This is a genomic window from Methylophaga sp. UBA2012 (genome assembly GCF_002335235.1).
In the GTDB taxonomy this organism is placed as follows: domain Bacteria; phylum Pseudomonadota; class Gammaproteobacteria; order Nitrosococcales; family Methylophagaceae; genus Methylophaga; species Methylophaga thalassica.
This window is the reverse complement of sequence record NZ_DDCG01000017.1, coordinates 48660-58807: the sequence shown is the minus strand read 5'-3', so window position 1 is coordinate 58807 and position 10148 is coordinate 48660. Positions and strand designations below refer to the sequence as shown.

The following is a 10148-nucleotide window of genomic DNA, read 5'->3' as shown; positions in this document are numbered from 1 at the left end:
TTCACAGCCACCGCCTTGATGTTTTTTAATGCCAATAACAAACATCAAGGCGGTGGCTGTGAATAGTTCACGCAAGTGGGCGAGTGAAATAAAGCGGAATATAGGTGAAATCAGGTAATTCCCTCCTAACACCACGGTGCCAACAGCCGCGATGGTAACCAAAGCCACTTGCCAGCTATTCAGACCATCGATCAAGCTCAGGCTTTGCCCGGTTGCAGGAGCGAGTTCAGAACTGGCTTGATTAATCACGTTTACCAGCTCCGGTAGAGCAAGCAATGGCACCAATGCCAACATTGGAATGACGGCAATGTCCTGCATTAAAAGAACGGCTAAGGAAGCCTGGCCACCATCAGATTTTAATAGTCCTCTTTCCGTCAGCGTTTGCAAAACAATGGCTGTGGAAGATAAGGAAAAGATAAGACCAATAGTGAACGAGACTGACCAGGGTTGATCCAGCATGATGCCAATCGCTGTGACCGCGCCAGTGGTTAATAAAATCTGGCCGCCACCCAAACCAAGTAAACGAGCACGCATGGACCAGAGTTTTCTCGGCTCTAATTCCAAGCCAATCAGAAAGAGCATCATCACCACACCAAATTCAGCGATATGCTGTATGGCTGAGACATTGACATTGAACAGTGTTAACAGCGGGCTGATGAGGATACCAGCAATCAAATAGCCTAGGACCGACCCTAGTGAAAAATGAGATGCAATAGGGACAACTAATACACCTGCAGCCAGAAATACAAAGGTCAGAAGCAGGATGTCAGTCATCAGTTATATCCATAAAACAGAATAGTAGTAAGTAAGGAAGAACGCTTTGCAGAAGTGGTCTCAAACACACGATATGGTCGTCTGCTTGACGACGCTACATCTGTTGAAAATATAGCATATACGATTTATTGCAAATGACTTTTTAGTGATGCATGAACCTTGGCTGGATCGATGCGAGCTTAGTGGCTCAAGTGCTTAGAAAATTAGCTGAAAATATGGGCTAAGGCCAGGGATATTCAGCTACGGTTTTGCCTTCAGCTTTGTATTTTTCGGTAATTTCTCGGCGATAACTCACTATATCGGCAATCTTTTCGGCACGCAGTTTTGTTACTTCCTGTTCGGTGAATGGAGTGTAAGGAATCGTTTTATCTCCCCAACGCTCAGCCACATAATTGATGACTTCAGCAATTTCTTTAGAACTTAACCCCGTACTGACCACGCCAGGTACATGCATAAGGTAAGCCCGTCCCTTCGCATCTGAAGTAAAGGTTTTTATCAGCTGTAGAGGAGGGATACCACCTGTTTTTGAGCCAGTGCCATCCATTGCATGACAGCCGGCACAACGCAAAATGTAATTCGTCGAGGCATTGTAATGTGCTGGTTCGGCCATTACCGACGTCACTGACAGCATCGTGATGACTAAACCTAATAACTGTTTGAAGCGTTGCATCAGCATATTAATTTTGTTTCCGTATCTCACGTAGTTTTGTATGGCTCATGGGGCTCGCTTTTAGTTTATCGATAAGCGCGACATCCGGTGATGTTTTACTGCCGTTTAAAGTGACCAGTACATACTCAGCAATTTTGGCCAGATCCTCACTTGGAATCATCGATTGTGGCGGCATCACCATGGCGCGGTATTTGGTACCGGCAACAGTGATGGTGCCACTCATTCCAGCGGTCATGACGCCAGCAATATACTCATTGCCTTTGCTACCAAGACGTTGCCAAAGTTCAGGGTTTTGCAAGGGTGGGGCTAAGCCTGGCGTGCCCACACCTGCTTCGCCATGACATGCTGCGCAGGTATTGGCAAACAAGGCTTGACCACTGTCAGCAGCAAAAGCGCTCGATACGCTACTGCCTAGCAGCAAAACACATGAAATGAGGCGCTGGCGATAATTGAGGTTATTCCTCATCAGCAATACCCACGAGAAGTGCGACCGTGCAGTAATAGCCTTTATTATCATTGGCCATACACCAGTTAATATCATTGTGCAGCCCCATACGATAACCGGGTTTTTCACCTTCACTGGTAAAGCAGTAAGTGCTGCCCACCAAGGCTGCTTTACCGCAGCAATCGTTGTAAGAGACCAAATAATCTTTGCCATCATCCGGGTTAAGACAGGTGCCTACCCATGAGACTTTTGATGCTTCAGAACCAGGTGGGCATGAGGTTGTGGTGCCACCTGAGTCATTACATAAAGTCCCATCCAGCGAGCAATAACGCCAATAATCACATGAGGTTTCATCGGCCACCTCAGCGGCTTCAGCCCGACCCATGGAACGATCGAAGGGAAGAACAGGTATCATGGCACTGGCGACCATTAATCCGCCGACTTTTGATAAAAAGCTTCTTCTTCCGTGTGTTTCAGCACTTTTACGGGCTTGCTTTTCTGCTCGGTTATCAAGCAATTGGAGCATTTTTTCTAGTTTAGTCAACATGGATGTCTCCTTGGTCTAATAAGTATTTTTAGTTAATCGTGTTTTGTTTGGCTAAGTCTTGGATAGAGGCATATCCTGTTTCTGCCGCATTAAATAAGCTATCCAGTTGCTCGCGCGTATTGACTAAACCTTTGGCAAGCACAACACCGTCTTTATTGAGTAACACTGCAAATGGCAGTCGTGAAACCCGGTAGGTTGTGCCTAAAGGCTGTGATAAAACATAAGGGAAATTAGTAATATCGTGTTTTTGAATAAACTCGCGATGTTTGGTCGCATCACCATCACTGGCTAAAATCACATTCAGCGAGCGAGCTTCACTGCTTTGAATTGATTTAATGGCCGGTAACAGCTTGTTACAGATTGGGCAGGTGGGAGATAAGAAAAACACCAGCGTGCTTTTATCACCTTTATAACCAATCTTCACATCACCGCCGTTTAAACTTGTTAAATCAAAACTGGGGCTGGCTGAACCAATTTCTGGGCCTGAGTCGTTAATCATGGCGCCCACCGGCGAAATTCTTTCAAACAAAATGCCAATCTGGCGTGTCATAGCGAAAACCATAATCGTCAGCATAATCACGATGATGGAGAGAACGGCGACAAGAAAAATAAGTGTATTAATCATGGTGTGTATTTACCGGTTTAAATGATGTGAGTGATGAAAGTTGGCCAGTAGTTTTTCAGCGATGGTGAACATGAGAAACAACAGGGCACCACAACTGACCGCGATGAATGTATCGAGCATGTTTATATTAGTGACCGGTGAAAACAGGGCCGGTATGGCTATCAATACAAGCAAGCAATTACGTAATACCAGGTCATAAGATAAATACATCACTGGCCCGCCGCAGCCGCATTCAATTTGGGTATTGCCTCGGCGGATATTGATCAACATAGCAATGGCATAGCCCAATAACAGCAATATTGCAGTGCTCATGGCAACAGTATTAAAGGCAGGAATCATCAGTCCAAGACTGATCATTATCTCAATACTAATGAGCAGATAAGTGACGGGCTTGATCCATGCCTCTGGTAAGAGGTCATAATTCATCACATAGCCAGAAAAATGCGTCACATCGGAGAGTTTATGCAAAACCGAGATGACGAATAACAACAGCAGAAATGTTGTTGCTGTTATCGAGGTCAGATGTAAAAGCTGAAGCGTATCCATTATTTGTCGATCCAGATAGTATCGTAATACCCCACATCTTCAGCCTGGTCTTGCTGTAGTGTTGCAGCGAAGCCAGCTTTTGGATCGATGGTGAAGCGGTAGACCACGCCCAGTTCAGCATCATGAGCAAATAACAAAGGCTCTTTATCATCTGTGACCGCGAGAGAAGCGATGCCAGAGTCTTCTATCTCAACAGCCGTACGTGACAGCACTTTTTTACTATCCAGACCAATCGCCCAGATTTCTTTCGCTCCATCTTTATGGCTGCCGTCATAGGCATCAGGATGCATAGTTACAAACAGCACATTATTGGCTTTGTTGTAGGTCATAATGGCAACACCACCGGGTGCCCAGCCACCATCGATACCTTTTACATAGGAATAGCTATCAACCAGTGCTGGTTTTTCTTTGGTATCAGACACGCGGTAGAGCGTGCCATTAAATGAAGTAAACAATAGATCGCCATCAGCACGCACACTGTGAACATAAACAGGGTCCGTATCGGCATCAAATATTTTTGCACTTTTTACTGGCGCACTGGCTTTGCCATCATCTGAGAAGGAATAACTGGTTAGCGTACCATCACCACATAATGTGCTATAACGATTACCTTCCGGAGCGGGGTAAATTCCCACACAGCCTGGGTTAGGAATTTCGGTCAACACTTTGCCTGCTGTTAAATCAACCACGGTGACCGACGTGGCTGGAGTCGCGTTTTGCACATAGGCGTAATGACCATCAGCAGAAAATTCAAGATAACTTAGCTGTGGCGATGACTGCGCCATTTTGGGAGAAATAATGATTTCACGTTTCTTGACGAGACTATCTGCATCAAACTCTTCTAATACAGCTTCCGTTGGCCCCGACATGATTCTTTTGGCGTAGACCGATGTCGTGTAGGCTGTTTTTCGGTCTTTACTCATAGCAAATTGAGAAACAACCCCGGAACTCAGGCTGCCTTTAATGGAGGTCAGATCTTCAGCGGAGAGAACATGAACCCAACTGGAACCATCCCAGCTTTGATCCAATACAAAAATATTAGGACCAGGCCGGATAGTAGGCTCAACGGTTAATACTTCAGGAACAAACTCATCTTCTGCATAACTCAATGTTGTGCTTATTGCGCCTATCAACCCCAAACTCAGCATCAACATATTTTTATAGTGCATGATTTATCTCCCGATTAACTGAAAAAAATTTATTACATCAAATGAGGCATTAAATATGCCAAGGTGTTTAGTTAATTCAGATTAATAAGTGTTTATCTTTAATAGGTTGATTGTTAAAACTATTTTTTTTGTTGATAAGCACTGAAATACAGAAATGAAAGTCGGCTGTATAAATTTATGCTTTATATCTGTGCATAAGCCACGTTGAGTGCACTTTTTTGAGTGGTTTGCGTGTTTAATAAAGTGGCTAAGCTTGAAACATTGGCCATGCAAAACTGTATGACGTCTTATCGCAGTGTTTTTTTTAATTGAGGTTTTTATTCAATGATTATTATTTACGGTATTAAAGAGAGGCTTAATCCAATTAAAGCGCAGTTATCAGATGTTATTCATCGATGTATGCAGACTGTGTTGGGATTACCTGAAGATAAACGGGCTCATCGCTTTATTCCGATGGATAAAGATGATTTCTATTATCCCGGCGGACGAACAGACGCTTATACGGTGATAGAAATTCATATGATGTCAGGGCGACAAGTTGATACACAAAAACAATTGATTAAGACTTTATTTCAAGAAATTGAAACACGGCTTTTTATCTCTCCCAGTGATATTGAGATCACTATTCACGAACAGGCACCTTATCAGTGGGGATTTCGAGGTATGACAGGAGATGAAGCCAGAGATCTCAATTATAAGGTGAATGTCTGAGCATCAAAGCTCACGTATTTATTGAATATTGATATGATCCAGCCTTTTTCATTTGGAATGTAAACAATGGCATCTTCACCGTATATCACTGCCGAAGGCTACGCAGAGCTGAACCAAGAACTCACTGCGCGTTGGGCACGACGCCGTGATGTGGTGAAAGCGCTTTCAGCGGCGGCAGCTGAGGGAGACCGTTCTGAGAATGCTGAATATATTTACCGTAAAAAAGAATTACGTGAGATCGACCGTCGAATTCGTTATTTGCAAAAAAGATTACCTGATTTGAAAGTGGTGGATCAGGCGCCCGATAATAAAGATCATATTTTTTTCGCTGCCTGGGTCACTGTTGAGACAGAAGAGGGTGATGAAAAGGAATATCGCATTGTCGGCCCGGATGAGATTGATGCCTCAAAAGGCTATATCAGTATCGATTCGCCATTAGCGCGAAAGTTACTGGGTAAGACGATAGATGATGAGGTAGTCATTGAGGTTGCTGGTCAGAAAAAAGTCTACTTTGTCTTGGCAATACGCTATTAGTTCAGTGATGTTTTTTCTAAACGTCTAATTCCATTTTTAGTTTGAACCATGAATTTTCTTGCATCTGCTATTTTTTAACAATATGATACGATATATCATAAATTAAGAGGTGCTTATGAAAGACAATATTGCAATTGCTTGTTCAGGCTTGTGCTTAGTGCATTGTGTTATTACATCGATGTTAATGGGGTTAGCGGCATTAGGTGCTGTCAGTGCCTGGCTGGACTCACCCTGGATACATCAGGTGATGTTAGTACCGGTTATCTTATTTGCTCTGTTGAGCTTACCTTTTGCCTATATCAAGCATGGTAATCATGTACCCATGATTCTAGTAGTTCTGGGAATCAGTGCCATGGTGTCGACCTTTTTTCTGCCCGAGCATTATGAGTTCTGGATTACGATTCCATCGGCGCTTGCGATTATGAGTGGGCATTTCTGGAATCGTAAGTTAGTCACTAAAAAATCCTTAGTGATGGAGCCAAGTAATGGATGAAAAAGCCTTGTTGGCTATGGACCAGGCTGACTATATGAATGCTGAGCAGTTAGCTTTTTTTGATGCCAGGTTGCTTGAGTTGAGGCAAGAGACACTGGATGAAATTGAAGCATCAAAGGTGGACATTAACGATGAAAGAGTCAGTGATGTATCGGATCGAGCGACTCTGGAAGACGAGGCTCAGCTTGCATTAAGACTGGCCGTTCGTAAGCGTCAGCTGATTCCTAAAATTGACAAAGCCAGGCAGCGGATACGCCAGGGAGATTACGGCTATTGCATAGAAAGTGGGGAACCGATTGGCATAGCACGGCTATTGATTAGGCCAACGGCAGAATACAGTACCGATATCAAGAATATAAATGAAAAAAGAGAACGACGTTATGAAGACAAACGATAAGCGCCTGCCAGTGACTGTTTTGTCAGGTTTTCTTGGCGCAGGCAAAACCACTGTACTCAACCATATCCTGAATAATCGTGAGGGTAGGAAAGTCGCGGTTATTGTGAATGATATGAGTGAAATTAATATTGATGCTCAGCAATTAAATAACGAAGTGGATTTTAATCGGGCAGAAGAAAAGCTGGTTGAAATGAGCAATGGCTGTATTTGCTGCACTTTACGTGAGGATTTGCTGATTGAAGTCAAACGTTTGGCAGATGAAGGTCGGTTTGATTATCTGGTGATTGAATCAACCGGTATATCCGAACCCTTACCCGTCGCCGAGACGTTTACCTTTGCCGATGAAGAAGGGGAGAGTTTATCGACGATTGCCCGGTTAGATACGATGGTAACGGTGGTCGATGCCGTCAACTTTTTAAAAGATTTTCGTGAAGCGCAGTTATTACAAGATACTGGCGAACATCTCGGTGAAGACGATATGCGTAGTGTGGCGGATCTGTTAATAGAACAAGTCGAATTCTGCGACGTGATTCTAATCAGCAAAACTGACTTATGTAGCACCGCAGAGTTGAATGAGCTGACATCCATACTGAGAAGCTTAAATACGCTCGCCGAAATTATTCCCCTGAAACATGGCCAGGTACCACTGGAAAAAGTCTTGGCCACACATAAGTTTGATTTTGATAAAGCGTCACAAGCACCAGGCTGGTTACAAGAGGCCCGTGGTGAGCATATTCCTGAAACGCAAGAGTATGGCATTAGTAGTTTTTCATATACAGCACGCAAGCCTTTTCATCCGCAGAAGTTTTATGAGTTTCTGCATCAGGAGTGGCCGTGTGGAAAATTAATCCGGTCTAAGGGATATTTCTGGTTAGCCAGTCGCCCGCAGTTTGCCGGGCAATGGAATCAGGCCGGTGGTATTGCCCATCATGGTTTCGCGGGTATGTTCTGGAAGGCTGTCCCTACTGAACGCTGGCCACAAGATGATGCATCAATTGAAGTCATTATGGAGAACTGGCAAGAACCCTTTGGTGATATGCGTCAGGAGTTGGTTTTTATCGGACAGAATCTCAATGAAACTCAGGTCAAAAAGCAATTAGATGCTTGCTTATTGACGGATGAAGAACTATTAGCGGGTAAGTCAATGTGGCAGACATTACCTGACCCCTTTCCAGCGTGGCAAATGCAATGACAGCATTAAAAAGGCAAGAGGTTGAGTTTCCAGGTAACATTAACTATGTATCTGAAGTGTATGATTTATCAAGTATATATAGTGAAAATATTAACTTGGCTTTATGGCGCAGAAATAGAAGTTCAGCATTGCTTGATGATATTGCTGGCTTAGTGAATACCCATTCAAGTTTTGCGCTCAGGGCGGTGTTGAAACCCAGTGAAGTGAAAGAATGGTTGAGGGCCTCATTAAAACAACAGGCATTTACTGCACTGGAAAATGATATGACGTTTCTGGCGGAAGTGTTTGCAGATTTATTTGATTTAACGCATGTCGGCTTAAGACTGGAGTTATTAGATAAAACAATGTGCCCACGCTTTCATGTCGATAAATTATTATGTCGCCTGGTCACAACCTATACAGGTGATACAACACAGTGGTTACTGGAAGATAATGTCAATAGAGACAAGCTTGGTGCAGGAGCGAATGGTCAGCCTGATGAAAGCTCAGGCATTTATTGGCATGAGGATGCCATACAAAAAGCCATGCCAGGTGATGTTTTATTGATGAAGGGGCAGGGCTGGACTGAGTCCAGAGTGGATGGTTTAGTTCATCGATCGCCACTAGCCAGTCCAGATAACCGACGTTTGTTTCTCGGTATTGATTTCGCATAGGAATAATTCATAGTCTGTTTCGGAGTTAGTTCCTGATAGGATGGTTAACTGTTAAAATTCCGTTATGATTGACCTGTCATCGTTAATGTTCGCGCCTGATGACCGCTACACCTTTAAGTGATGTTATGGATAAAGAGAAAGCAATAAATCAAGCTGAAAAAAGTTGTATTGAGCATGGAGGCAAACTGACACCTAAACGTAAAGTGGTGTTGGAGCTTCTTCTTGAAAATGCTCATCCTCAGTCTGCCTATGAACTCGCTGATCTCTATCAGCAAAAATTGGGTGAAAAAATTCCAGCAATGTCAGTGTATCGAATGCTCGAATTTCTTATTGAACAGGGCCTGGTCCATAAATTGGCCTCAACCAATAAGTTTCTTGCTTGCTCTCATATTACTTGCACACATAAACACGAAACACCACAGTTTCTGATTTGTGATAATTGCCAGTCAGTCAGTGAAGTTGGGGTCGATACTAAGCTTATTGAAGCATTAGAAAAAAGCATTCAACAAAATCACTTTCAATTAAATAGTCCCCAGTTGGAATTACATGGGCTATGTGAGCACTGTCAGCAACAATAAAAACCCAGAAACGCTGGGTTTTATTTATAATTAAATTTGATATGATATATCAATATCTTGAGAATGATTATCAAATAATAATAGGTCATGGACACGAAACTACATGTTAGAAGTCAGTAATTTGAACAAATATTATGGAAAGAACCATGCTGTAAATGAGTTAAATTTTACAGTAGATTCTGGTGAAATTTTATGTCTGTTGGGTGCTAATGGTGCTGGAAAAACAACTACACTCAATATGTTATTAGGATTTGTTAAACCAGATTCTGGTCGTGCTGTTCTGGATGGTATCGATATGTATCATCAGCGGACTGAGTGCCGTGAGCAGATGATGTATATCCCCGAAAATGTTCATCTCTATCCGAGTTTTTCTGCCGTAGAAAATATCAGCTATCTCGCTGAGCTTGCCGGTGTAAAAGTTATTCAGTCAGATATCAAGGATGTGCTGCTTAGAACAGGGATTACAGAAGCACAATTAGAGCGAAAAATCGGTAGTTTTTCTAAAGGCATGAGACAAAAAGTGGCGATTGCCTTTGCACTGCTAAAACATGCCAAATTGGTTTTGATGGATGAACCCACATCCGGGTTGGATCCTGTTGCCACTCAAGAATTTATCGAGGTAGTCAATACCATCAAACAACGCGGTACTGCGGTTTTGATTGTCACCCATGACCTGCTATGTGCTCATCAATTAGCAGACCAGATCGGCATTATGAGTCAGGGGAAATTAAAACAGCTAATAAAAAATGATGATCTGACGTTACCTGATCTAACAGAACAATACTTTGAGCAATTCTCAGCTTAATTTAAGGAT

General features: G+C 43.0%; 15 protein-coding genes. 8 read left to right on the top strand and 7 right to left on the bottom strand.

The features are described from left to right. The 7 genes from B2248_RS12630 to B2248_RS12600 all read right to left on the bottom strand — a co-directional run. The coding region (locus B2248_RS12630; protein ID WP_286723167.1) for a cation:proton antiporter at nucleotides 1-774 on the bottom strand (774 nt) is incomplete at its 3' end. Between the two features lie 220 nt (nucleotides 775-994). Further along, nucleotides 995-1450: a c-type cytochrome gene (locus B2248_RS12625; protein ID WP_273180848.1), complete on the bottom strand. Its 456-nt coding sequence runs from the start codon at nucleotides 1448-1450 to the stop codon at nucleotides 995-997. 1 nt (nucleotide 1451) lies between these two features. Further along, complete coding sequence (locus B2248_RS12620; RefSeq protein ID WP_273180846.1) at nucleotides 1452-1910, bottom strand: c-type cytochrome; 459 nt, start codon at nucleotides 1908-1910, stop codon at nucleotides 1452-1454. Further along, nucleotides 1900-2436, bottom strand: coding sequence for a methylamine dehydrogenase light chain (locus B2248_RS12615; protein ID WP_273180844.1), 537 nt, complete (start codon nucleotides 2434-2436; stop codon nucleotides 1900-1902). The genes B2248_RS12620 and B2248_RS12615 overlap by 11 nt, the downstream gene beginning before the upstream one ends. Before the next feature lie 28 nt (nucleotides 2437-2464). Next, entirely contained in the window at nucleotides 2465-3061 is a 597-nt protein-coding gene (gene mauD / locus B2248_RS12610) for a methylamine dehydrogenase accessory protein MauD (RefSeq protein ID WP_273180842.1), read from the bottom strand. A 9-nt stretch (nucleotides 3062-3070) separates the two neighbouring features. Further along, complete coding sequence (locus B2248_RS12605; RefSeq protein WP_273180840.1) at nucleotides 3071-3607, bottom strand: MauE/DoxX family redox-associated membrane protein; 537 nt, start codon at nucleotides 3605-3607, stop codon at nucleotides 3071-3073. Continuing rightward, nucleotides 3607-4776, bottom strand: coding sequence for an amine dehydrogenase large subunit (locus tag B2248_RS12600; RefSeq protein WP_273180838.1), 1170 nt, complete (start codon nucleotides 4774-4776; stop codon nucleotides 3607-3609). Before B2248_RS12600 ends, B2248_RS12605 begins: the two co-directional genes overlap by 1 nt. 324 nt (nucleotides 4777-5100) lie before the next feature. On the opposite strand from B2248_RS12600, the gene B2248_RS12595 reads away from it, so the two are divergent. The 8 genes from B2248_RS12595 to B2248_RS12560 all read left to right on the top strand — a co-directional run bounded on the left by B2248_RS12595 (nucleotide 5101) and on the right by B2248_RS12560 (nucleotide 10139). Then, nucleotides 5101-5487 (top strand): tautomerase family protein, encoded by a 387-nt coding sequence (locus B2248_RS12595; RefSeq protein ID WP_273180835.1) that lies wholly within the window; start codon nucleotides 5101-5103, stop codon nucleotides 5485-5487. A gap of 66 nt (nucleotides 5488-5553) precedes the next feature. Then, nucleotides 5554-6021 carry a transcription elongation factor GreB gene (gene greB / locus B2248_RS12590; RefSeq protein ID WP_273180832.1) on the top strand — a complete coding sequence of 156 codons (468 nt, stop codon included), beginning with the start codon at nucleotides 5554-5556 and terminating at the stop codon, nucleotides 6019-6021. Nucleotides 6022-6136: 115 nt separating this feature from the next. Further along, nucleotides 6137-6514 (top strand): MerC domain-containing protein, encoded by a 378-nt coding sequence (locus B2248_RS12585; RefSeq protein ID WP_007144802.1) that lies wholly within the window; start codon nucleotides 6137-6139, stop codon nucleotides 6512-6514. Beyond that, nucleotides 6507-6911, top strand: coding sequence for a TraR/DksA C4-type zinc finger protein (locus tag B2248_RS12580; RefSeq protein ID WP_273180830.1), 405 nt, complete (start codon nucleotides 6507-6509; stop codon nucleotides 6909-6911). Before B2248_RS12585 ends, B2248_RS12580 begins: the two co-directional genes overlap by 8 nt. Beyond that, complete coding sequence (gene zigA, locus B2248_RS12575; protein WP_273180828.1) at nucleotides 6895-8103, top strand: zinc metallochaperone GTPase ZigA; 1209 nt, start codon at nucleotides 6895-6897, stop codon at nucleotides 8101-8103. The genes B2248_RS12580 and zigA overlap by 17 nt, the downstream gene beginning before the upstream one ends. Beyond that, on the top strand, nucleotides 8100-8756 hold the full coding sequence (locus B2248_RS12570) for a DUF1826 domain-containing protein (RefSeq protein WP_273180826.1): 657 nt from the start codon (nucleotides 8100-8102) through the stop codon (nucleotides 8754-8756). Before zigA ends, B2248_RS12570 begins: the two co-directional genes overlap by 4 nt. Before the next feature lie 125 nt (nucleotides 8757-8881). After that, on the top strand, nucleotides 8882-9334 hold the full coding sequence (locus tag B2248_RS12565) for a Fur family transcriptional regulator (RefSeq protein ID WP_273180823.1): 453 nt from the start codon (nucleotides 8882-8884) through the stop codon (nucleotides 9332-9334). 103 nt (nucleotides 9335-9437) lie between these two features. Beyond that, nucleotides 9438-10139, top strand: a complete 702-nt coding sequence (locus B2248_RS12560) for an ABC transporter ATP-binding protein (RefSeq protein WP_273180821.1) — start codon at nucleotides 9438-9440, stop codon at nucleotides 10137-10139. The last annotated feature ends 9 nt before the right edge of the window (nucleotides 10140-10148 follow it).

Excerpts from the sequence above, each read along its gene's own strand:
- B2248_RS12625 (WP_273180848.1), bottom strand. The coding sequence starts at position 1,450 with ATGCTGATGCAACGCTTCAAACAGTTATTAGGTTTAGTCATCACGATG.
- B2248_RS12620 (WP_273180846.1), bottom strand. The coding sequence starts at position 1,910 with ATGAGGAATAACCTCAATTATCGCCAGCGCCTCATTTCATGTGTTTTG.
- B2248_RS12615 (WP_273180844.1), bottom strand. The coding sequence starts at position 2,436 with ATGTTGACTAAACTAGAAAAAATGCTCCAATTGCTTGATAACCGAGCA.
- mauD (WP_273180842.1), bottom strand. The coding sequence starts at position 3,061 with ATGATTAATACACTTATTTTTCTTGTCGCCGTTCTCTCCATCATCGTG.
- B2248_RS12605 (WP_273180840.1), bottom strand. The coding sequence starts at position 3,607 with ATGGATACGCTTCAGCTTTTACATCTGACCTCGATAACAGCAACAACA.
- B2248_RS12600 (WP_273180838.1), bottom strand. The coding sequence starts at position 4,776 with ATGCACTATAAAAATATGTTGATGCTGAGTTTGGGGTTGATAGGCGCA.
- B2248_RS12595 (WP_273180835.1), top strand. The coding sequence starts at position 5,101 with ATGATTATTATTTACGGTATTAAAGAGAGGCTTAATCCAATTAAAGCG.
- greB (WP_273180832.1), top strand. The coding sequence starts at position 5,554 with ATGGCATCTTCACCGTATATCACTGCCGAAGGCTACGCAGAGCTGAAC.
- B2248_RS12585 (WP_007144802.1), top strand. The coding sequence starts at position 6,137 with ATGAAAGACAATATTGCAATTGCTTGTTCAGGCTTGTGCTTAGTGCAT.
- B2248_RS12580 (WP_273180830.1), top strand. The coding sequence starts at position 6,507 with ATGGATGAAAAAGCCTTGTTGGCTATGGACCAGGCTGACTATATGAAT.
- zigA (WP_273180828.1), top strand. The coding sequence starts at position 6,895 with ATGAAGACAAACGATAAGCGCCTGCCAGTGACTGTTTTGTCAGGTTTT.
- B2248_RS12570 (WP_273180826.1), top strand. The coding sequence starts at position 8,100 with ATGACAGCATTAAAAAGGCAAGAGGTTGAGTTTCCAGGTAACATTAAC.
- B2248_RS12565 (WP_273180823.1), top strand. The coding sequence starts at position 8,882 with ATGGATAAAGAGAAAGCAATAAATCAAGCTGAAAAAAGTTGTATTGAG.
- B2248_RS12560 (WP_273180821.1), top strand. The coding sequence starts at position 9,438 with ATGTTAGAAGTCAGTAATTTGAACAAATATTATGGAAAGAACCATGCT.